At 70.7% G+C, this 23229-nt stretch carries 13 protein-coding genes; 9 read left to right on the forward strand and 4 right to left on the reverse strand.

What is annotated here, in order from left to right:
- Nucleotides 1-6: 6 nt before the first annotated feature.
- From IPJ17_10730 to IPJ17_10750, 5 genes are all read left to right on the forward strand, one after another.
- Nucleotides 7-2718 (forward strand): insulinase family protein, encoded by a 2712-nt coding sequence (locus tag IPJ17_10730; GenBank protein QQR76015.1) that lies wholly within the window; start codon nucleotides 7-9, stop codon nucleotides 2716-2718.
- A gap of 46 nt (nucleotides 2719-2764) precedes the next feature.
- On the forward strand, nucleotides 2765-4267 hold the full coding sequence (locus IPJ17_10735) for a hypothetical protein (protein QQR76016.1): 1503 nt from the start codon (nucleotides 2765-2767) through the stop codon (nucleotides 4265-4267).
- 129 nt (nucleotides 4268-4396) lie between these two features.
- Complete coding sequence (locus tag IPJ17_10740; GenBank protein ID QQR76017.1) at nucleotides 4397-7687, forward strand: glycosyltransferase; 3291 nt, start codon at nucleotides 4397-4399, stop codon at nucleotides 7685-7687.
- A gap of 111 nt (nucleotides 7688-7798) precedes the next feature.
- The gene (locus IPJ17_10745) at nucleotides 7799-8782 is read left to right on the forward strand and encodes a class I SAM-dependent methyltransferase (GenBank protein QQR76018.1); all 984 of its coding nucleotides are present in this window, start codon (nucleotides 7799-7801) and stop codon (nucleotides 8780-8782) included.
- Between the two features lie 167 nt (nucleotides 8783-8949).
- Nucleotides 8950-9381 carry a nuclear transport factor 2 family protein gene (locus tag IPJ17_10750; GenBank protein QQR76019.1) on the forward strand — a complete coding sequence of 144 codons (432 nt, stop codon included), beginning with the start codon at nucleotides 8950-8952 and terminating at the stop codon, nucleotides 9379-9381.
- A 12-nt stretch (nucleotides 9382-9393) separates the two neighbouring features.
- Here IPJ17_10750 and IPJ17_10755 read toward each other — a convergent pair whose 3' ends face one another.
- Nucleotides 9394-10476 carry a 1-acylglycerol-3-phosphate O-acyltransferase gene (locus IPJ17_10755; protein QQR76145.1) on the reverse strand — a complete coding sequence of 361 codons (1083 nt, stop codon included), beginning with the start codon at nucleotides 10474-10476 and terminating at the stop codon, nucleotides 9394-9396.
- Here IPJ17_10755 and IPJ17_10760 point away from each other — a divergent pair.
- Nucleotides 10475-12133 (forward strand): VCBS repeat-containing protein, encoded by a 1659-nt coding sequence (locus tag IPJ17_10760; protein ID QQR76020.1) that lies wholly within the window; start codon nucleotides 10475-10477, stop codon nucleotides 12131-12133. The genes IPJ17_10755 and IPJ17_10760 overlap by 2 nt on opposite strands.
- A gap of 63 nt (nucleotides 12134-12196) precedes the next feature.
- Here IPJ17_10760 and IPJ17_10765 read toward each other — a convergent pair whose 3' ends face one another.
- Nucleotides 12197-13615, reverse strand: coding sequence for an IgA Peptidase M64 (locus IPJ17_10765; protein ID QQR76021.1), 1419 nt, complete (start codon nucleotides 13613-13615; stop codon nucleotides 12197-12199).
- Nucleotides 13616-14104: 489 nt separating this feature from the next.
- Between IPJ17_10765 and IPJ17_10770 the strand changes: the two genes are divergently transcribed.
- From IPJ17_10770 to IPJ17_10780, 3 genes are all read left to right on the forward strand, one after another.
- On the forward strand, nucleotides 14105-15925 hold the full coding sequence (locus IPJ17_10770) for an NUDIX hydrolase (GenBank protein QQR76022.1): 1821 nt from the start codon (nucleotides 14105-14107) through the stop codon (nucleotides 15923-15925).
- Nucleotides 15926-16099: 174 nt separating this feature from the next.
- On the forward strand, nucleotides 16100-16381 hold the full coding sequence (locus IPJ17_10775; protein ID QQR76023.1) for a ferrous iron transport protein A: 282 nt from the start codon (nucleotides 16100-16102) through the stop codon (nucleotides 16379-16381).
- The gene (locus IPJ17_10780) at nucleotides 16381-18438 is read left to right on the forward strand and encodes a ferrous iron transporter B (protein QQR76024.1); all 2058 of its coding nucleotides are present in this window, start codon (nucleotides 16381-16383) and stop codon (nucleotides 18436-18438) included. The genes IPJ17_10775 and IPJ17_10780 overlap by 1 nt, the downstream gene beginning before the upstream one ends.
- Nucleotides 18439-18659: 221 nt before the next feature.
- Here IPJ17_10780 and IPJ17_10785 read toward each other — a convergent pair whose 3' ends face one another.
- Nucleotides 18660-20861 (reverse strand): hypothetical protein, encoded by a 2202-nt coding sequence (locus IPJ17_10785; GenBank protein ID QQR76025.1) that lies wholly within the window; start codon nucleotides 20859-20861, stop codon nucleotides 18660-18662.
- Nucleotides 20862-21039: 178 nt separating this feature from the next.
- A complete protein-coding gene (locus IPJ17_10790; GenBank protein ID QQR76026.1) occupies nucleotides 21040-23214 on the reverse strand; it encodes a hypothetical protein in 2175 nt (724 codons plus the stop codon).
- Nucleotides 23215-23229 lie beyond the last annotated feature (15 nt).

The raw sequence follows: 23229 nt of genomic DNA on the forward strand, positions 1-23229 counted from the left end.
TCGTCGATGACCCTGTCTCCCGGCTCGTCCGCTGCACCGCCGCTGCCCGCGGGAATCGAAGCGGTCACGTCGGTCGAGGGGATCCAGGAGCTCCGCCTGGCCAACGGCCTGCGGCTCCTGCTCTTCCCGGATCCGTCGAAACCGACGACCACCGTCAACGTCACCTATCTCGTCGGCTCGCGCCACGAGGGATACGGCGAGAGCGGAATGGCGCATCTGCTCGAGCACCTGGTGTTCAAGGGGACGCCGCGCCACCCCGACATCCCGCAGGAGCTCACGGCCCGCGGCGCACGGCCGAACGGTTCGACCTGGGTCGACCGCACGAACTACTTCGAGACCTTCCCCGCCTCGCCGGAGAACCTCGAGTGGGCGCTCGACCTCGAGGCCGACCGCATGGTGTCGAGCTTCATCGCGCAGGAGCATCTCGACTCCGAGATGACGGTGGTGCGCAACGAGTTCGAGATCGGCGAGAACGACCCGCACGGCGTCCTGATGGAGCGGGTCTTCTCGACCGCCTACCTCTGGCACAACTACGGGCGGTCGACGATCGGCGCGCGCTCCGACATCGAGCGGGTACCGATCGGCAACTTGCAGGCGTTCTACCGCCGCTGGTACCAGCCGGACAACGCGGTGTTGGTGGTGGCCGGACGGTTCGACGAGCACCATGCGCTCGAGTCGGTGGCCCGGACCTTCGGGGCGATTCCGCGACCCGAGCGGCAGCTTCCCGAGACCTGGACCGAGGAGCCGGCGCAGGACGGCGAACGCACGGTGACCCTCCATCGCGCCGGCGAGGTGCAACTGGCGGCGGCGGCGTTCCACGTGCCGGCGGGAGCGCACCCGGACTTCGCCGCCGTCGACCTGCTCGCCCACGTGCTCGGCGACACGCCGGCCGGCAGGCTCCACCGCCGCCTCGTCGAGCGCCGGCTCGCCTCGTCGGCAGGGGCCTGGGCGTTCCAGTTCCGCGATCCGAGCCTGCTCTACCTGGTGGCCGAAGTGCGGCGCGGGCAGTCGCTCGCCGAGGCGCGCGACGCCATGCTCGCCGAGCTCGACGGGCTCGCCGGCGACGAGCCGCCGGCGGAGGTCGAGGTCGAACGGGCCCGGGCCGCACGGCTCAAGGCGTGGGACGCCACGATGCGCAACTCGGAGCGGGCGGCCCTGCGACTCTCGGAGTGGGCGGCGATGGGCGACTGGCGCCTGATGTTCCTCCACCGCGACCGCCTCCAGGCCGCGACCGTCGAGGACGTGCAGCGCGTCGCCGCGCTCTACCTCGCCACCGAGAACCGTACCGTCGGCCTCTTCGTGCCGACCGACGGGCCGCGTCGCGCCGCCGTGCCGCCGGCGCCCGACCTCGCGACGATGGTCGCCGGATACCGCGGCGATCCGGGGTTCGCCGCGGGCGAGCCGTTCGATCCGGCCCCGGCGGCGATCGAGGCGCGACTGGAGCGTTTCACCCTCGACGCGGGGACACGGGTCGTCCTGCTGCCCAAGCGCACGCGCGGCGGGACGGTGCAGCTCGCGGCGACCTTCCGTTTCGGCGACGAGGCGAGCCTCGCCGGCCGGGGGCTCGACGGCGAGCTCGCCGCGGCGATGCTGACCCGCGGCAGCCGACGGCGCGATCGCCAGGCGATCCAGGACGAGCTCGACCGGCTGCGCGCCCAGTTGCGTCTCGGCGGTGGAGCCGACGCGGTGCAGGCGACCCTCGAGGTCGGCCGCGGCGAGCTCCCGGCGGCGCTCGCCCTGCTCGCCGAGCTGTTGCGCGAGCCGGCCTTCCCGGAGCGCGAGCTCGAGCTGTTGCGGGAAGAGCATCTCGCCTCGCTGGCCGAAGCGGGGCGCGACCCGCAGCAGGTGGCGTTCACCGCCTTCCGCCGCCGTCTGGCCGCCTTCCCCGAAGGCGATCCGCGACACGTCTGGCTGCCGCAGGCGAAGATCGCCGCGCTTGCCGAGGTGCGCGCGGAGCGCTTGCGCGAGCTGTGGGAGGGGCAGGCCGGGGCCTCGACGGGGGAGATCGCCGTCGTCGGCGACTTCGATCCGGTGGCGCTGCGGGCGCTCCTCGGCGAGTTGTTCGGCTCGTGGCGCAGCCCTCGACCGTTCGCCCGGCTCGCCACCCCGTTCCGGCCCTACGACGCCGGCGAGGAAGTCTTCCCGATCACCGACAAGGAGAGCGCCGTCCATGTCGCCGGCGCCGCCTTCCCGCTGCGCGAAGACGACGCGGACTTCGCTCCCTTCGTTCTCGGCAATTTCATGACCGGCGGCGGCTTCCTCAACTCCCGCCTGGCGACGCGGTTGCGGCAGAAGGAGGGCTTCTCCTACGGCACCGGTTCGTCGTTCCGCGCCAGTGCCTTCGAGCCGGACGCGGTCTTCCTCGCCTACGCCTTCTACGCGCCGCAGAACCACGAACGGCTCGCCGCGGCGATGGCCGAGGAGCTCGAGCGGATCCTCGCCGACGGCTTCGCCGAGGACGAGGTCGCCGTGGCGCGGCAGGGATGGCTCCAGGGCCGCGACCTGGCGCGCGGCAACGATCGCGAGCTGGCACGCGCGCTCGCCCAGCGTGAGTTCCAAGGTCGTACGCTGGCCTGGGACGCGGCGCTCGAAGCCCGCGCCGCGGCGCTCGACGGCGAGGCGATCCTGGCGGCGATGCGCCGCCAGCTGCGGCTCGACCGCCTGGTGCTCGTGCGGGCCGGCAACTTCGCCTCCGCGGCGGCCGCTTCGGCGTCGTGACGGCCGGTCGCGGCGCGGGCGGCGGTCCCGCCGTAGACTGATCCGCATGGAAGAGTCGGCAGGCGGCGGCGCCGGTCCCGTCGCGGAAGGCGGGCGAGGGCCGGGGGAGAGGACGGGGCAGCGACCGGCGTCCGTCCTCGTCGACCTCGTCCCGGCGCTGTGCGGTCTCGGGGTGGCCGTCGGGCTCGCCGTCCTGCTCGGCCCGGCGGTGATGTCGACCGACTCCATCCTGCAGTACCAGCAGGCGCTCACCGGATCGTTCGACGACTGGCACCCGCCGTTGATGGCGATCGTGCTCTCGGGCTTTCTGGCCGCCGGTCCCGGCTTGCGCGCGCTGGGATTCCTGCAATGCCTCGCCGCGGTCTTCGGCGTCCTCCGCCTCGCCACGGCGATATTGGCGTTCTGTTTCGGCGACCGGCTGACGCGCCGCCGCCGCGGCGGGCTCGCGCTCGGCGTGCTGCTGCTCCTGCTGCTGCCGGTCTCCGCCTGGCCGTTCTACTTCATGACCTTCTGGACCGACGTCTGGCTGATGATCGGCCTGCTGTGGATCGGCGCTTCGGCCCTCGACCTCTTTCGTCGTGCCGGCGAGCTCGCGCCGCCGGCTTTCGTCGCGCGCCTCGCGGCGCTGGTCCTGCTCATGGCGGTGACCGCGACGGTGCGGCACAACGCCTCGCCGCTCCTCCTGCCGTTCGGCCTGATCGTCGTCGCCCTCCTCGCGCGGTTCCGCGGACGATCCGGTGGCCAGGTCTGGCCACTCGTCGCCGCGCCGCTTGCCCTGTTCCTCGTCATCGACACCGGCCTGGCACGCGGCTTCGCGGTGCAGCACGAAGCGGTGGGCAACCTGGTGATGGCGCTCGACCTCGTCGGCGTCTGCGCGACGAGCGACCGGGTCTGTGCCGATCTCCCGGTCACGCGCGGAGCGCTCGAGGGCGACCTCTTCAAGCGCGTCTATCGAGCCGGGGAGATCGAGCCGCTCTACGAGGAGGAGCCACGCGTGGCGCGCCCGGAGCTTTTCTCGACGAGCGAGAACCCCGCCCTCGCCGCCGAGTACCGCCACGCCGTGCGGCACCATCCGGTGGCGCTCGCGGGGGTCAAGCTCCGCGCGTTCGTGCGTTTGCTCGGTCTCGATCGCACGGTCTACTTCTTCACGGCGGAGGACGACCCCAACGACCTCGGTCTCGCTCTCGACGAGCACGGCCAAAGAGTGCGGGAGCGCTGGGCGGAGATCGTCTGGCATGCCGCCGAGCGGCCGCTCGTCCGGTGGGCGAGTGCCGTCCATGCGCTCTGGATTGCCGCCAACCTCGTCTGGGTCGGGGGGGTGGCATGGCGCTGGGGTCGCTCGCGCCGGCCGGCCGACCTCTTCCTCCTCCTCGTGCTGCTCGTGCCGCTCGCCTACGACGCGACCTACCTCCTGGCCGTCGTGGCGCTCGACTACCGGTACATGGCGCCCGCAACCCTGTGGGTCCAGGTGGTGTCCCTGAGCGCCGGGCTCGGCACCCTCGCCGCGCGCCTAGGACGGTCGCGGGCCGCCGGAGCGGTGGCCGGCTGACGAGATCGGGGCGCCTCGGCGGCGAGGTGGCACCCGGCTTGCTCCACCGTCCGGTGGACGAGGTGGGGTGCCAATTCGGCGCCTGCCGCCGAATGCCGTCCGGAGACGACCCGACCCGGAAGCCATGCCGTGAGCGCAACGCGCAAGATCTTCGAAGACCCTTCCCGGCGACGCTGGCGGTGGACGGTCGCGACGTTCGGACTCTTCCTCGCGGTCGGCCTGGGCCTGGCGGCGGTCTTCGTCTCCGACCTGATGGTGAACCCGCCGTTGCCTTCGTTGCAGCAGGCGGCGCGCCGCCGCCACTCGATCCTCGAGACGGAGCCCGCGGTCGTCCCCCCCGCGCTGCCGGCGACGCGTCCGCCGCGCTCACCGCGCCCGCTCTCTCTCGGTGCCGTGGGGCTCGCCCGGCTGCCGAAGAAGGGGGAGACGCTGGCGCTCGGCTTTCTCGTCCAGTCCGATCCACGCAGCCTGGCCGCGTTCGAGCAGCATGCCGAGCGGATCGACGCCGTCGTGCCGGATTGGCTGACGCTCACCGGTCCCGGCCCCGAAGTGCAGGTCGAGGTGGACGCGTCGGTGGCGGCGTCGCTGCGTCGACGCTCCGTCACCGTACTACCGCGCCTGAGCAACGTCGCCGGCGATTCCTGGCACGTGGCCGACCTCGAGCAGCTCCTCGCCTCGGCGAAGGGGAGCCGCGCCGCGGCCGAGCGGGTGGCGCAGGTGGCCGACGAGCTCGGCGTCGGCGGGATCAACCTCGACCTCGAGCTGCTGCCGCGCACCGACCGCGAGCCGCTCTCGCGATTCGTGCGGCTCCTCGCCGAGCGTCTGCACCAGCGCGGCAAGCTCCTGACCGTCGACGTGACCCCGAACGACCCGACGTTCGACCTGCCGGTGATCGGCCGGGTGGCCGACGGCGTCATCCTGATGATGTACGACCAGCACTATCCGAGCGCCGAGCCCGGGCCGGTCGCCGGAGAGGATTGGTTCGAAGAGAGCCTCGACGCGGCGCTGGAACAGCTGCCGCCGTCGAAGCTGGTCGTGGCGCTCGGCAACTACGGCTACGACTGGACGCGCGGCGAGCGCGCGCCGGCGCGAACGCTGACTTACGACGACGTCATGGCGCTCGCCAACGACCTCCAGGCGGAGCCAGAGGTGCGCGGGCGCGAGCGCAATCCGCACTTCACCTACGAGGACGACGAGGGTGCCCTGCACGACGTCTGGTTCCTCGATGCGCTGACCGCCTGGAACGAGACGGTGCTGGCCCATCGCCGCCACGTCGCCGGGCTCGGCCTCTGGCGACTGGGGTCGGAAGCGCCGCAGACCTGGGCCGTGATCGATGGCGGGCTGGCCGAAGCACGGGCGCTGGCCGCCGTCCCCGCCCTCGAGCGCATCGAGTACCCGGCCTCCGGTGAGTTGCTGCGCATCGAATCGGTGCCGCACGGCGGGCAGGTCGACCTCTCGCTCGACGGCGACCTGGTCGACTATGCGCGCTACCTGGTGACGCCGGCGGGTTACACGGTGGCGCGGGTCGGCGCCGAGATGCCGCCGAAGACGCTGGTCCTGACCTTCGACGACGGCCCCGATCCGGTCTGGACGCCGCAGGTTCTCGCGACGCTCGACCGCCTGCACGTGCCGGCGGCCTTCTTCGTCGTCGGTGATCAGGCACTGCGGCACCCGGAGCTGGTGCGAGCCGAGGCCGAGCGCGGCATGCTGATCGGCAACCACTCGTACCTTCATCCGAACATCGCCACCATCTCGCCGGCCCGGCTCCGCGCCGAGCTCAACAGCACCCAGCGACTGATCGAGTCGATCACCCATCGGCGCACGGTGCTCTTCCGGGCGCCCTACGACACGGACAGCCGACCGCGCGACACGCGCGAGCTCGCCGCTCTCGAGGGCGCGTCGGAGCTCGGCTACGTCATCGCCAGCGCGAACATCTTCGGCAACGACTGGGAGCGTCCGGGGGCCGAGGCGATCGCGGCGACGGTCGAGCGCCTGGCCGCCGAGCCGGACAGCCACGTGATCATCCTGCACGATGCCGGCGGGGACCGCTCGCAGACGGTGGCGGCGCTCGATCGCATCGTTCCGGAGCTGCGGGCGCGCGGCTTCCGCTTCGTCAGCCTCGAGGAGGCGAGCGGGATCCCGCGAGACCTGCTGAGCCCGCCGCTGCCGGCGAGCGAGCGCCTGCTGGTCGGCGCCACCTCGCTGCTGACCGCCCTCGGCCACTACGGCTGGACCGCGGTCGTGGTGCTCTTCGCGCTCACCACGGGGCTTTCTCTCGTGCGCATCCTGCTGCTCGGGTCCCTCGTCCTCGGGGGCGCTCGTCGTGCCCTGCACCGCGTGCCGGAGGAGCCGACCTTCCCCCCGCTCACCGTCGTCGTCCCGGCGTTCAACGAGGAGCGCGTCATCGCCAAGACGCTGGCGAGCGTGCTCGCCAGCCGCTACCCGGAGCTCGAGGTGCTGGTGATCGACGACGGCAGCACCGACGGGACGGCCGCCGTGGTCGCCGCGATCGCTGCCGCCGAGCCGCGCCTCCGCCTGATCTCGACGGTCAACGGCGGCAAGTCGGCGGCGCTCAACCTCGGTTTTCGCGAGGCACGAACGGCGATCGTGGTGACGATCGACGGCGACACGCTCCTCGACGCCGGGGCGCTCGAGCGACTGGCGCTGCCGTTCGCCGACGAGCGGATCGACGCGGTCTGCGGCAACGTCGAGGTGGGCAACGTGCGCAACGCGCTCACCGCCTTCCAGGCGCTCGAGTACATCACCACGCAGAACTTCGATCGCCGGGCGTTCGAAATCCTCAACTGCATCACCGTCGTGCCCGGCGCCACCGGCGCCTGGAGGCGGGACCGGGTCCTGGCGCTCGGTGGCTATCAGCAGGACACCCTGACCGAGGACGCCGACATCACGCTGCGCCTCTTGCGAGCCGGAGGCCGGATCGTCTACGAGCCGGAGGCGCGCTCGAAGACCGAAGCGCCCGAAACGATGGCGGCACTCGCCCGGCAGCGGTTCCGCTGGAGCTACGGGACCTTCCAATGCCTGTGGAAGCACCGCTCGGCGCTCTTCCACGGCTCGCTCGGCTGGGTGGGTCTGCCGAACCTCTTCCTCTTTCAGATCTTCTTCCCGATCCTCTCGCCGATCGGCGACCTCGTCTTCCTGCTCGCCCTCCTGCGCGGCGATCTGCGCGCGGTGGCGAGCGGCTATGTGCTCTTCCTGCTCATGGACCTCGCCGGGTCGCTGCTCGCCTTCACCCTCGAGCGGCGGCCGCGGCGGCTGATGTGGTTGATCCTCGTCCAGCGCTTCTTCTATCGACAGTTCATGTACGTCGTCACGTTCCGCTCTCTGTTGGCCACGTTGCGCGGACGCCGCCACGGCTGGAACAAGCTGCAGCGCCGCGGCAGCGTGCCGCAGCAGGCCTGACCCAGGGATCTCGCCCCGGGCCGGCCCGAGGTGCCGGCGCCGGACACGAGCGGGGGAGAGTGTCGGGGTGGGTCGAGGGATGCCGGCCCCGGTCGCGGTATCCTCCGGCGGATGAGCCAGCAAGCCCCCCCGAAGCCCGGCACGGCGGAGTACCAGCAGCACGTCGACGAGGAGATCGGTCACTACAGCAGCCTGTTTCGCGAGGGCGAAGGTCGCGAGACGCTGCACCAGCCGATCCCTCCGAGTTGGCAGGAGGCGGAGAGTCGAGCCTCGGAGGTGATCCGTCAGCGTACCGGCGACGTGCTCTACGGCCATGTCACGCGGCGCCTCGCTGCGCGGCCGGGGGCGCGCATGCTCTCTCTCGGCTCGGGACCGGCGGGCATGGAGATCGCGTTTGCCCAGGCGGTGCCGACGGCGCACGTGGTCTGTGTCGATCTCAACGCCGAGCTCCTCGAGCTCGGGCGGGCGCGCGCCGCCGAGCTCGGACTGGCGATGGAATTCGTCGCCGCCGACCTCAATGTCGACGCCCTGCCGTCCGGCGAGTTCGACCTGGTCTACTGCGCGGCCTCGCTCCACCACGTCATCGAGCTCGAGCGGGTGGCCGACGGGATCGCCCGGGCGCTTCGCCCCGGCGGCGAGCTGCTGACCGTCGACATCGTGACGCCGAGCGGTTACCTCATGTGGCCGGAGACGCGCGAGATCGTGCGCAGCATCTTTCGCGCCCTGCCCGAGCGCCTGCGGGTCAACCACACGGCCTATGGCGAGCGACGGGTCGATGCCGAAGTCTGGGAGGCCGACACCAGCCAGCACGGAATGGAATGCGTGCGCTCCGGCGACATCCTCGACGTGTTGCGGCGCCGTTTCGACGAGCGGGCCTATGTGCCGTACTTCAGCCTGTCGCGGCGGCTCCTCGACACGATGTACGGCCCCAACTACGACCTCACCCAGCCGCTCGACCGGGCGGTCTTCGACTTCGTCTGGGCGCTCGATCGCCACTATCTCGACGCCGGCCTCTTGCGTCCGGAGACCTTCTTCGGGCTCTACGCCCCGAAAGCGCCTAGTCTGCTCGGCAAGCTCCGCGCCGCCTTCAGCTGAGCCGGTGACCACCCGGCGGGCCGACCACCGGCCGCGGTGCTTGTGAACCAGGCCCTTTCCTGCCTATACTTTCGGGCCATCCTGAGCCCTCGCGCCTGCGCCGCGCTCCGGCGCCCCGCCCCTCTCTGGTCCCGCTCGCCTCGTGCGGCGGGGGGCGGTGCCGCGCGATGACCCCTCCCGACGTCGCGCAGTCGCTGCTCACCTTCGCTGCCGAGCCCGAGGCGGTGGCCCGTCAACTCGTGGCGCGCATCAACGCTCACGACCTCCCGGGACTGCTCGCTCTCTGCGCCGTCGAGCACACGCTCATCGACGGCCTCGGTCGCCGCGTGCACGGTCACGAGTCGGTGGGCAAGGCGTGGCGGGTCTACTTCGAGCTCTTCCCCGACTACCGCTTCGACATCGCCGACGTGCTCGCGGCGGGCGACCTCGTCGCCTTCTTCGGCCGGGCCTTCGGCACCTACGCCGGAGCGAGCGATCCGCGCGAGGCCTGGTGGAGCATTCCTGCGGCGTGGCGGATCAAGGTCGAGGACGGCCGGGTGGCCGAGCTGCAGATCTACGCCGACAACAAGCCGGTCTACGAGATTCTCGCCACGCGCTGAGCGCGTGTGCGGTCAGCGGCGCCGGTCGTCGAGATCGAGCCCGGCGTCGATCGCCCCGCGCACCGCGGCGACGAGGGCGTCGTTGTCGGCGTAGTCGGCCGGGGAGATCGGGGCGTGGAAGCGCACGCGCACCTCGCCCGGCCGCGGGAAGAGACAGCTCTTCGGCAGGATCCGCCAGGAGTTGGCGATCGACACCGGGAGGATCGGCAGGCCGAGCTGGCGCGCCATCGCGAAGCCGCCCTTCTTGAACGGCAGGAGGTGCCCGTCGTCGCTGCGCGTGCCTTCCGGGAAGAAGAGCACCGAAATGCCACCGTCCAGGCGGGACTTGGCGGCCTCGAGGCTGGCAATGGCCCGCGCCGAGTTGCCCCGGTCGACGAAGATGTGGCCGATCGCGGCGCAGCCCCAGCCGAGGAAGGGGACCTTGCGCAACTCCTGCTTCATGACCCAGCGGAATTCGCGTCCGAGGAAGCCGTAGAGGGCGAGGATGTCGTACGCCCCCTGATGGTTGCTCATGATGACGTAGGACTGGCCGCGCACGGCGCGCTCGCGGTCGACGACGCGCACCCGCACCCAGGTCACCCAGGCAAGGCACCAGGCCCAGACGACGCCGGCCCAGAAGGCGAGCCGCTGGCTCACCGCCGAGACGGCGACGGCGACGAACCCCCAGAAGATGGTGGTCACGAGGAGCACCGGGTAGGTGACGGCGAGCGTCCACGGCACGAAGAGCCAGCGCAGCGGCTCGCTCCAGGTACCGGCTGGGCGCGCCGACCTGCCGCTGGCCGGCTGTACGCTCTCGCTCCGCTCGAGCTCCACGATCTGCGCCGCTCCTTCCTCCGCGAGATGCGCCACATGGCGTCTGGGAAAGCGGGATTGTATCGAACCTCTGTGGCGGCGCGGGCAGATGGGTGCGCGTGGGGAGGGCGGCGACGCGGTTCCCGTTGGTTTGTTCCAGCCGCGATCCTCGCCTGTCTGAATCGACGAGGCCGGGAGGACGTCCCCTCGTTGGCCGTTACCGGTCTCCTGCCGGCTGTCGAGGACGAGCTTCGGAAGCGAGGAAGAGATGAGAGATCTGTGGTTCGCTAGCCTTGCCGTCATGTCGCTCGTCGCCGCACGAGCAGCAGCGCAGCCGTCGTTCGTCGACATCACACCGGCGGAGAATCCGTATTTCGTCACGCCGGAGACCGATGACTTCTGGATCAGCGCCGTGGCGCCGGCCGATGTCGATGGGGACGGGGATCTCGATCTGGCGGTGCTCGGCTACTACGTCGTCTACAACCAGAGCGTCGAGGATCGACTGGTGCTGCTGCTCAACGAGGGACCGGGAGTGGGAGGCGCCTGGCAGCTCACCCCTCGGCTGGTGCCGCTCGGTGGTCTCACCGCCGGTGCCTCGGACCTCGCCTGGGGCGATTTCGATCGCGACGGCGACTACGATCTCGTCGTCGGCTCTGACGGGGCGACCGTGCTCTTCCGCAACACCGCGGGCGTCCTCTCCCCACTCGCTCTTGCGCTGCCCGGGTACTGGGAGGACTCGACGTACCTCGGCGCGTACGATCTACGCTCGATCACCTGGGCGGACTTCGACAACGACGGCGACCTCGACCTCCTGGTGCCGTCGGTCTGGGATGCCGGGACGTCGAGCTACGGGACTCGGCTGCTGCGCAACGACGGCGCCGATGGCGCGGGCGGTTGGACGTTCAACGAGGCCGCCGTGACGCTCGAGGGGACGACCCACGCCCAGTCCGCCTGGGCGGACGACGATGGCGACGGCGACCTCGACCTCCTGCTGACCAACGTCGACCCCTACCTCGACAGCGGATTCGTGCAGCGATACCGCAACGACGGCGGCTCGTTCAGTGCGCAGAACCTGCTCGCCATCCGCGTCGATTCGGGGCTCGCCGACTGGGGCGACTACGACGCCGACGGCGACCTCGACGTGCTCGTCGCCGGCAACATCGTCGACGCGGGAGGCACCGCTTCGACCGTCCTGCGCGTTTATCGCCAGGACGGCGGAAGCTTCTCGGAGTCGACCCTGATCGACGCGCCCAATGCCGACTGGTTGGACATTCACGCCGCCACCTGGGCCGACTACGACTCGGACGGCGACGTCGATCTCCTGGTCACGGGCAACAGGGTCGGCGAGAGCGAGATCGTCGGACACTCGGAGATCTTCGCCAACAGCGGCGGGCAGTTCACCGCTCTCGGCGTCGGGCTCCCGGCGCCGATCTCGTCGATCGGAAGTGGCGGCGCCTTCACCTGGTTCGATGTCGACGGCGACGGCGACCTCGACTATCTGGTGGCCGGGGCCTACTACGTCCCGGGTGGCAACGGACTGGTCGAGTCGCGGATGCAGCTTTTCCGCAATGGGGCTCCGGCAGCGAACTTGGCGCCGGGGATGCCGGGGAGCGCCACGGCGACGTTCACCGGGGAGGGTCTGCTCTTCAGCTGGCTTCCCGCCGCCGACGACCACACGGCGACGACGGCGCTGACCTACGAGCTCGAGCTGCGCCCGTTGGGCGCTCCGGTGCCGACCACCGGACGCTTGCCCGAGCCCGGGAATCTGGACACCACGATCGGGTGGCGAATCGACGGGCTCGCGCCGGGAACCTGGAGCTGGAGCATGCGGGCGGTGGACAGTTCGTTCACCGCCGGGGCGCGGGCCGCGGGCACCCTGGTCGTGCCGGCGGTCGGTCGGGTATTCCGGGACAGCTTCGAATCGGGCGGTCTCGTCGCCTGGTCGCGCCGGAGTCCCTGAGATCGAAGCCGACGCGAAGACCGACGGTGCGCGGAAGCCAGGTTGCGAAACGTCGTGGCGCGGTTACCTTCTCCGCGCGTAGAGATCGATCACCCGCTCGATACCGCGACGGCAGACCGGGCAGAACGGCACGCGGTCGCGGCTGAACATGATGCAATCGACCTGCGGGCGGTAGAGGCCGCGGGCTTCGTAGGAGGCGCCTTCGAACGCGCCGACCCGGCCCGCGTGCTTCTCGCCGCCGAGACGCTTCTCCTCCTCGTCGCGCTGGCGGGTGAAGAGGGCGTCGATCTCCTCTTCGGGGCGCGCGGTGGCACGGAGCTTCCGACGTTCGGCCTGGATCTCGCGCGAGCGCTGTTCGTAGGCTTCCTTCTCCCACGGGGTCGGGATCGGCGTCACGGAGACGACGAGGTCGCGCCACTTGAGCCGAGTCGGATCGAGCAGTGCGGTGACGTTCGGCTCCCACGGCTCGGTGCGATCGGCCGCCGGTTCGTACGCGACGTCGGAGGTGTAGTACTCGTCGGCGAGCGCCGCCAGGTGGTGGCCGAACTCGTGGACGAAGACGTAGGGCGCCCACAGCGAGTCGGCGGCGACCGTGCTGTACTGGCCGAAGATCCCGCCGCCGCCGTAGGTGCGACCATTGGCGAGGATCTCGACGACTTCGTACGGCGCCTGCGAGGCGAGATCGCGGAAGGCGCGGTTGTCGAAGGTCAGGATGTAGCGCTCGGAACGGAAGGCGTCGTAGGTCGCGCCGGCCGGCGAGCGGTGATGCACGCCGAGCGAGGGCCGCGAGATGCCGGACTCGGCCGCCGCCGGACAGAGCCCCCAGACGTTGAGATCGTTCTGCCGGCTCTTGAACGGCTCGACCGCGAAGAGCACGGCGAGCAGGCGTCGTGCGTCGGCCTCGCACTTGCCGCGCTCGGCGGCGGTGTAGCCGTCGCCGAGGATGAGGAAGTCGAGCTTGTCGCGCGACTCGCCCGAGCGTTGGAAGGCGATGAGCTCGCCGGCGCTCGGCGGCCGTGAGGCGTCGACCAGCATGTCTCCAGGATCGACGACGAGCGACCAGACTTCGCGGAAGTCGTTCACTCGGTCGCGCTTCTTGAGCACCAACTGGACGGGAGCCTCGGGGCGCGGGAAGCGGAGCGACTCGGAGAAGGTGCGATCGAGCGTCGCCGCCTCGCCGGTGGTCTCCCATTCGCCGTAGACGCTGGAGAAGCCGCGCGAGTAGAGGACGCGGTGGGTGGCGCGGTCGATCACCTCGAAGAAGTACTTGCCGAGGTTGGTGTCGTCGATCGCCTTGGCGGGATCGCCGGGCCAGGGGAGCGGCTCGAGCACGATGCGCTCGAGCGAGAAGCGCTCCTCGCGGGCGTTGCCGGTGTGGAAGTAGTCGACGCGCAGCGTGCGGGGAGAGTCGGCTCCCATCGCGGCGGGAGCGACCGCCACCAGGGCCGCGAAGAGAGCCAGCGAGATCGGTCGGTGAATCATGGGCACCTCCTGTCGCGGGGAGCTTGGCAGAAAAGCGGATGGATGCGTCCGGGGTGTCCCTCCGGTCTGGTCTTCCTTCCGGCGGGGGCAGGGCCGACGGGGGCTTCTCCGGAGCGGGTGGCGCGTCTCCGGAGGGGCCCATCGACATCCGGGGGTTGGGTGGGGAGCCCGTCGATGGGACGGCCGGAAAAGCGACGGGCCCCGTGGAGGAGAAGCCCCCGTCGGCCCGGGCGGGGGCCTTTCGCCCGCCGGCAACGTTGCAGGCTCCGCCCTCCGCGGGTCCTGTCCGGCCGGCTTCCCATCTCCGTGCTCGCCCGGGGCGGCCGTGCCGTGAGTCGCCGCACGAATCTCGATCCGGGCTCCGCGCGGGGATGGGAGCCCTCCGTCCGGCCACCCGCGGCCCCCGCCCGGAGACAGGGAAGAGCGCCGGACGATATCGTTCGCCGGCGCAATCTGTGCCTGTCCGGGTTTTCCGCGTAGCCTTGGAGCATGCGCCGCGTCCTCCTGACCACGACGAGCCTTCTCCTGGTGACCATGACCCCGATCCCGACCTTCGCCGCCGACGTTCCCGCCGAAACTCCGCCCGTGGCTTCGGCATGGTCGGTCGAACGCTGCCGGGAGATTCTCGATCGCACCCTGACCGTCCGGCTGGCGCCCGATCTTTCGGGGCTTTCCTCCGGCGAGAAGACCGCCGTGGCCGATCTGCTCGAGGTCGGGGCGATCTTCCAGCGCCTCTACGAAGAGGCCAAACACCGCGAGGCTGGCGTGGCGCGCGACGAGGCCGATCGCTTCCGCTTGCGCTCGACCCGCCTTCCGGACGATCCGGTGGCCTGTCGCGTCGAGCTGTATCGCCTCTTTCAGGGGCCGATCGCGACGACGCTCGAGAACCGTCGCGAGCCGTTCCTCGCCGTCGAGCCCGAATCGCCGGGCAAGAACGTCTACCCGCCGGGGATCACCGCCGAGGAGGTCGAGCGCTACCTCGCCGCACACCCTGGCGAGCGCCCCGAGATCCTCGGCGAGCGCACCGCCGTGCGCCGTGCGACGCGCGAGGCCCTGGCGGCCGATCTCGCGGCGCTCGCACGCCATCCGGTGCTCGATGCGCTGCACCCCGGTCTCGGCGACCGGTTGCGCGCGCTTGCCGCCCGACCCGACGCTGCCACGCTCTACGCCGTGCCCTACAGTGTCGCCTGGAGCGACGAGCACGTCGCCGCCCAACGGTTGCTCTTCCGCGCCGCCGCGGCGATCGAGGGCGACGATGCCGAGCTCGCGCGCTACCTGCGCAACCGCGGCCGCGACCTGCTGTCGAACGACTACGAGAGCGGCGACGCCGCCTGGGTGACCGGGCACTTCGGCCGGCTCAACGCACAGATCGGCGCTTACGAGACGTACGACGACGCGCTCTTCGGCGTCAAGGCGTTCCCCTCGTTCAGCCTCCTGCTGCGCGACGCCGCGGCATCGGCGGACCTGGCGCGTGGGCTCGCCGGCCTGCAGGAGGTCGAAGATGCGCTGCCGTACGCAGCGCACAAGCGGGTGCGAGCGGACATCCCCGTCGGGGCCTACGCGGTGATCGCCGATTTCGGCCAGGCACGCGGCACCAACACCGCCTCGATCCTGCCGAACGACGCGCTCTTCGCCCGCCGCTACGGGCGCACCATCCTGCTGCGCGGCAACGTGATGACGCATCCCGATCTTTTCGCCGCGGCCGAGCGCCGTTGGCTTGCGGCGGTGGCGCCGGAGCACGGCGGTGCGCTGGCGCTCGACGGCGGCTATCAGCGCACTCTCTGGCACGAAGTCGGCCACTACCTCGGCCCCGATCGCACCGCCGACGGCCGGCCGCTCGCCCAGGCGCTCGCCGGCTGGGCCGACACCCTCGAGGAGCTCAAGGCCGACCTGGTGTCGCTCTTCGCCGTCCAGCGTTTCGCCGAGCGCGGGGTGATGACGCGCGAGCGGCTCGCCGGTGTCCAGGCCGACGGAGTCCTGCGCACCTTGCTCAACCACCGTCCGCGCCCCGACCAGCCGTACCAGCGAATGGAGCTCGTGCAGTTCAACTGGTTCCTCGACCAGGGTCTCCTGGCGGTGGACGGGCAGGGGAGGCTGACGATCCGATTCGAGCGCTACCCGACGGCGGTCGCGAGCCTGCTCGAGCAGGTGCTGGCACTCCAGTCCGGCGGCGACCCGAAAGCGGCGGAGGCGTTCTTCGAGCGTTGGAGCGCCTGGACGGCCACGCTGCACGAGCCGCTGGGCAAGCGGCTGCGCGAGGCCGAGGGGCCCCGCTATCGGCTGGTCCGCTACGGCGCGCTCGGAGAGTAGGCGGCAGCGCAGGGATGAGGCGGCCACCGAGGAGGCCGCGGTGCGGGGCGACGACGCGACCGGGCAGCGACCGGGCAGGTGACCGGGATCATGGCCGCCGGTCACCCCCGTGCTAGATTGAGCCGCGCTCGCCGCCGGTCGCGAGCCGACCCGAATCGATCGCACGCTGCCGCCATGCCTTCGCCCGACGACCCGAACTGCCCGCACGCCCCCGCCGACGAAGCCGGGGGCGTTCGCCTGGTGCAACTCGGGCGGGGCGAGAGCGGGCGGATGGCCTCCGCCGACCTGACGCGCGAGGACTGCGAGCTCTTGCACGCCCTGGGGCTTACCGACCAGTGCCTGCTGCGCGTCTGCCAGGCCGGCGACCCCTGCATCGTCCAGGTGCGGACGACCCGCATCGGGCTCTCGCAGCGGATGGCGGAGCGGATTCGCGTCGTGCCCACGGGCACGGACTGATGGCCACGGAACCACCGCCTTTCCCGCCGACGGAGCGTGCCGCCGGATCGCCTGCGACTCCACCGCGCGAGCGCCCGCGCCTGGCGCTCGTCGGCAATCCCAACACCGGCAAGACGAGCCTGTTCAACCGCCTTTGCGGCGTGCGGGCGAAGACGGCGAACTTCCCCGGCACGACGACCGATCTGCGGGTCGGACGCGCGCAACTCGGCAACGACCCAAGCCCGCTGCCGGCCGAAGTGCTGGATCTCCCCGGCCTCTACCGGCTCGACCTCGAGCTGCCGGAGTCGACCCTGGTGCGCGGCATCCTGCGTGGCGAGGCGCCCTACTCGCGCCCCGACGCGGTGCTGGTCGTCGTCGACGCCACCAACCTGGTGCGCAACCTCTACCTGGTCGGCGAGCTGCTGCGCGAGGGGTTGCCGACCGTCGTCGCGCTGAACATGATCGACCTCGCCCAGCGACGCGGGCTCACCGTCGACGCGCCGCGTCTCGCGGCGCTGCTCGGTTGCCCGGTGGTCCCGGTGGTCGCCCGGCGCGGCATCGGCATGGAGATCCTCCTCGGCTTCCTGCGGCAGGCGCTCCGCGAGCCGAAGGCGCCGGCGCCGCTCGCCGATCTCCCGGTCGGGCCGCGCGGCGAGCTGCCGATGCGAGAGCTCGAGCGGTGGGCCGACGCCGTGGTCGAGGCGAGCGTCGGCGGCGCCGGAGCGCTCGGCACGGCGAGCGACACGGTGGTCGAGCGGCTCGACCAGGCGTTCACCCACCCGATCCTCGGGGTGCTGATCTTCGGGTTGGTGATGAGCGGTCTCTTCTGGACCATCTTCGCCTTCGCTTCGCTGCCGATGGACCTGATCGAGAAGACCTTCGCCCACCTCGGGAGCTGGGTCGAGACGACCCTGCCGCCCGGCGCACTGCGCGATCTGGTGGCCGGCGGCGTCCTCGGCGGCATCGCCGGGACGGTGGTCTTCTTGCCGCAGATCTGCCTGCTCTTCTTTCTCATCAGTTTGCTCGAGGACACCGGCTACCTCGCCCGCGCCGCCTTCGTCATGGACCGCGTGCTCTGTCGATTCGGGCTGCCGGGCTACGCCTTCGTGCCGCTGCTCGCGTCGCACGCCTGCGCGCTGCCGGGGATCCTCTCGACCAAGCTGATCCCCGATCGGCAGGATCGCCTGGCCACGATCCTCGTGGCTCCGTTCATGAGCTGTTCGGCGCGCCTGCCGGTCTACGTCCTGCTGACCAGCCTGCTCTTCCGCGACGATCCGCTGAAGGCCGGGCTCGTCTTCGCCGGCTGCTATCTGCTCGGTGCGGGAGCGGCGCTCGGCAGCGCGGCAATCGCGCGGCGGACCATCCTGCCGGGGCGTTCGCGGCCGATGGTCCTCGAGCTGCCGACTTACAAGCTGCCGTCGCTGCGCAGCGCGCTGCTCGCCGCGGCGGAGCAGGGGCTCTCGTTTCTCAAGACCGCCGGGACGGTGATCCTCGCCATCTGCATCGTCATGTGGTGGCTTTCGGCCTATCCGAAGGCCGGGCCGTCGCCGGCGGCCGAGGCGCTACGCGTCGAAGCGGCTGCGTCGGCGGGCCGCGACGCGGCCCGGGCCGCGGGGCTGCTTGCCGAGGCCGAGGCGCTCCAGGCGCGTCACCAGCAGGGACAGAGCTTCGCCGGCCGGATGGGCCGGGCCGTGCAGCCGGTATTCGCTCCGCTCGGGTACGACTGGCAGATCACCGTCTCGGTGTTGACGAGCTTCCTTGCTCGCGAGGTCTTCGTCTCGAGCCTCACCGTCCTGCTTGCCGGGACCGACGCCGGCGCCGAGCCCGACGCGGGGGTGATCGACAAGGTGCGCCGCGCCACCCGCGCCGACGGCACGCCGCTGCTCTCGCCGGCGACGTCCTATTCGCTGCTGGTCTTCTTCGTCCTGGCGATGCAGTGCCTGCCGACGCTCGCCACGTCGCGCAAGGAGACCGGCTCGTGGACGTGGCCGGCGCTCCAGCTCGTCTGGATGTCGTCGGTCGCCTACCTCGGTGCTTTCGTCACCTTCCACGGCCTCCATCTGCTGGGGGTCTCGTGAGCGCGATTCCGTGGGGCGACGCGCAGTTTTGGGCGGTCTCCGCGCTCGCCGCCGTCGCGCTCGTCTTCGTCCTCCGGCGGTATTTTCGCCGCCGTCGCGCGAACGAGCCGGCCTGCCCGGCTTGTCCTCGGTGCGAAGCGGCAAGGAAAGATCCGACTCTGCCGCATTGACTCGCCGGAGCGCTCGCCGCGACGAGTCGCTTCTCCTCGCCCGCTCTTGCGTCAGGGGGCGAAGCAGCTGCGGGTGAAACACTTGGCGACCTTCAAGCGCCCTGCGGTCGAGTCGTGGTAGGCGATCACCGGATATCCATCCGTGCCGACTGCGATGTCGATCCCGCTGGCCACGGCCTCGGCCGGGTGGTCGACGATGGTGAGATGAGCCACGGGGGGCGGCGAGCAGATCGAGTCCAGACACTTGGCCACCTTCAGTGCATCAAGCTGCTGATCCTGATAGGCGATGACCGGCAGGTTGTCCGCGCCGATGGCGATCGCGGTCGGAGCGCCAACCGGAGGAGTGGGTCCGTCGAGCACGACGATGGACTCGTCTCCGCCGTTGCAGGCCGCATCGTTGCACTTGCAGACGCGAACCGTGCCCTGGTACTCACTCTTGTAGGAAATCACCGGCAGACCGTCGCTCCCGACGGCGATCGACACGTAGTAGAAGTCCATGCCCGGGCCGTCCACCTCGCTGATCGTCTCGTTGTGGCCGGCGCAGGTCGCATCGTTGCACTTGGCGACTTTCAGGTGGTTGTTGGTGTCGTCGAAGTAGGCGACGACAGGAAGGCCGTCTGCAGGAACCGCGATGGAAGCGAAGAACCCCACGTAGCTGGCCGTCGTGTCCACGGCCGTGTCGGTCTCGTCGCCGCCGACACACGCCGGGTCGTTGCATTTGACGACGTGGAGCCCGTGGTCGGTGTCGTCGAAGAAGGCGATCACCGGGTTCCCGTCGAGGCCGACGGCGACGGAAAGCCAGGACCCGGCGGCATGCGCGCCTGCCACGACCGTGATGGTCTCGCCGCTTCCCGAGCAAGCCGGATCGTTGCACTTGACGACCTTCACGTCTCGCAAGGTGGCGTCGTAGTAGGCGATGACCGGGTTGCCGTCCGCTCCGATGGCGAGGTCATTGGGATTGCCGACCTCGTTCGCTGGATCGTCGAGGGTGACGATCGCCTCGTCGCCGCCGGTGCAGGCCGGGTCGTTGCATTTGGCGAGCTTGAGCGATCTGGCGGTGCCGTCCTGGTAGGAGATCGCCGGCAGGCCATCGGCACCGATGGCGATCGAAGGCGAGGAGCCGACCAGGTTGGTCGTCGGGTCGTCCACCACCGACACGACCGGCGGCCCGCCGGCCGAGGCGCAGACCACGGAGCCGTCGGAGTTGACGAGCTGGATCGCCTGTCCCGATGCACAGGCGCCGCTCACGCGGACCTGATAGGCCGAGGCATGCAGGTTGTCGAGCAGGTCGGCATTGAGACCCGACCCTTGACCGTCGGCGGCAAGCACGAGCGGCATCACCTCGCTGTCGCGGGTCAGGGTCGTGGCGATGCGGGCGTCGGCGACGGTGCCGGCGGTGATGTCGCCGCCGCTGTGCGGGTGGCCGGTGAGGCTCACCAGAACCCCTTGCACGAAGAGCTTCATGTCGCCGCCGCCGGAGTTTTCGATGCTGAAGCTCTCGCCATTCGGTGAGCGCCGATCGAGCGACTTTTCGGTCAGGATGGTGTCGGTCACGCCGGCGCTGCCGCCGTCGAGCCGCAGGTCCGCCCCGCCTGCGAGGTTCGCAGCGACGACGCCGGCGCCGGCGGCCGAGCCGGTCTGCCCCCAGAGGCCGTGATTGGCGCCGGAAGTCGCCGGGTTCTCGCCGCGCACCGCGGAGCTGTTTTCCGCTGCGGCGGCCCGCTCGTGCAAGGAGGGAGAAGCGGGGAGAACTTCTGCCGGCGGGAGGGAGTATTGGGCTGTCTGTCCCTCTTGCCAGCGGCGCAGCGTGGCGAGCGCGGCGGCGACTTCGCCCGTGCTCGGCAGGCTCGGAACGGTGAAGCGTCGTGGCGGCGCCCAGCCCTGGGCATCGCCGGAGCTGTCGAGCGGAGCACCGGTGGAGTCGAGCGCGCGCACCGTCCAGGCATAGAGGCGCCCGGGTGCCAGGCACTTTTCGGCGTCGGTCGTCCAGGAGAGGGCGGCGCCCGCGATGCGCGGGGCAAGGACGACGCGAGACTCTTCGCTCGCGGAGAGGTCGAGCACGGCGAGCTCGAAGCCGGCAGCTCCGGTCACCGCGGACCAGCTGAACGTGGGGCAGGCGCTCGGCGCGCCGACGGATGTGGTGAGGCTGCCGGGCGAGACCGTCGTCGCGGGAGGAACGGCGGCCGCCGGTTGGGCGAGCGAGAGACCCGCAGTGAAGAGGGTCGAAAGGGAGAAGGCCGAGTGCATGCGCATGGAGGATCTCCGGTTTGGAGGGTGGCGGATCAAGGTCGTCGAGCGGACCATGGCGTGAGATCGCCGCTCTCGAAGCCGTCGGAGAAGAAGCCACAAGAGGCCGTCGGCGTCGGCCGTCCCACGACGACGAGGTCGGACCCCGCCGCCTGCGCGCCGCCGCGCGCGTCGAGACCGTCAACTACTTGCATGTCGCGTTGTTGCACTTGGCGAGGTGCAGCGTGTTGCCCGCGCTGTCGCAGTAAGCGACGAGCGGGAAGCCGTCTCGTCCGATCGCGATCGCTGTCTGGCAGGAGACCAAGGTCGAGCTGTCGACGACCGAGATCGTGCGGCCGGGAGCCGCGCAGCTCGCGGAGGAGCACTTGAGCAGGCGGACCTGATTGAACTCGAAGTTGAGATAGCTGACGGTCGGGAATCCGTCCGTGCCGATGGCGATGGAGGTGTACCAACCGACAGATTCCGAGAAGCCGTCGACGGTGGTGATCGTCTCGTTGCCACCGGCGCAGGCGGCATCGTTGCACTTGGCCACCTTGAGATCGTCGTTGGTGTCGTCGAAGTAGGAGATCACCGGGAAGCCGTCGAGGCCGATGGCGATCGAGCTGTTGCTTCCGACCCATGCGGAGTCGTCGACCGTGCTAATCGTCTCGCCGCCGCCGGTGCAAGCGACGTCGTTGCACTTGGCGACCTTGAGCGTTCCCGCGGTCCAGTCGAGGAAAGAGATCACCGGCTTGCCGTCGTTGCCGATGGCGAGCGAGGTCTTGCCCAGAATCTGGTCGACCGGGTCGTGGACGACGGTCCGGGTCGATGTCGTGCACGCCGCGTCGTTGCATTTCGCGACCTTGAGGGCATCGAGGGTGGCGTCGAGGTAGCTCACCACCGGGAAGCCGTCGTCGCCGATGGCGATGGAGCTGGAGTTCCCGGTGTCGTTGGCGAAGTCGTCGACGTTGGTCGAGGTCTCGTCGCCGCCGGTGCAGGCGGGATCGTTGCATTTCGTGATCCGCAGGCAGCCGTCCCCGGGGTTGCGGTGGCTGATGACCGGAAAGCCGTCCCGACCGATGGCGATCGAGGTCTCGTAGCCGACCGTTCCGCCGTTGTCGGCGGTGCTGACGATTCGGCGGGCGCAGACCGGGTCGAGGCACTTGGCCACTTTGAGGGAAGTCGCCGACGAGTCGCGGTAGCTGATCACCGGCAAGCCGTCGAGGCCGATGGCGAGGGCGGCCCCTTCGCCCACCGCGTTGGCCGGGTTGTCCACCACGATCTGTGCGGTGTAGCCCCCGCTCGGACTGCAGGTGACGCCGCCGTTCGCGTCGATCGAGCTGATGAACTCGCCTCTCCCGCAGAACTCGGTGACGCGAGCTTGGAAACCGGCCGCCTCGTGGCCATCGAGCGTGTCGGCATCGAGGCCCGACGCCGGTCCGTCGGCAGCGAGGACGATCGGCATCACCTCGGCGTCGCGCGCCACCGTCGCGGCGATGCGAGCCTCGGCGATCGTTCCGCTGATGATGTCGCTGCCGTTGTGACCGTGCCCGGTGAGGCTGACCTCTGTGCCCTGCACATAGAGCTTCATGCCCCCGCCACCGGAGTTCGTGATGCTGAAGCTCTCGCCGGAGGGGGAGGGCCGATCGAGCGACTTCTCGGTGAGGATGGCATCGGTGACGCTGGCGCTGCCGCCGTCGAGCCGCAGGTCCGCCCCGCCTGCGAGGTTCGCAGCGACGACGCCGGCGCCGGCGGCCGAGCCGGTCTGCCCCCAGAGGCCGTGATTGGCGCCGGAAGTCGCCGGATTCTCGCCGCGCACCGCGGAGCTGTTTTCCGCTGCGGCGGCCCGCTCGCGCAAGGAGGGAGAAGTGGGGAGAACTTCTGCCGGCGGGAGGGAGTATTGGGCTGTCTGTCCCTCTTGCCAGCGGCGCAGCGTGGCGAGCGCGGCGGCGACCTCGCTCGCGGTCGGCAGGCTCGGAACAGTGAAGCGTCGTGGCGGCGCCCAGCCCTGGGCATCGCCGGAGCTGTCGAGCGGAGCACCGGTGGAGTCGAGCGCGCGCACCGTCCAGGCATAGAGGCGCCCGGGTGCCAGGCACTCTCCGGCGTCAGGTGTCCAGGAGAGGGCGGCGCCCGCGATGCGCGGGGCGAGGACGACGCGAGACTCCTCGCTCGCGGAGAGGTCGAGCACGACGAGCTCGAAGCCGGCAGCCCCGGCCACCGCGGACCAGCTGAACGTGGGGCAGGCGCTCGGCGCGCCGACGGATGCGGTGAGGCTGCCGGGCGAGACCGTCGTCGCGGGAGGAACGGCGGCCGCCGGTTGGACGAGCGCGAGACTCGCAGTGAGGACGGTCGAGAGGGGGAAGGCCGAGTGCATTCGCATGGAGGATCTCCGGTT

The sequence above is a fragment of the Holophagales bacterium genome, assembly GCA_016699405.1.
Taxonomy (GTDB): domain Bacteria; phylum Acidobacteriota; class Thermoanaerobaculia; order Multivoradales; family JAGPDF01; genus JAAYLR01.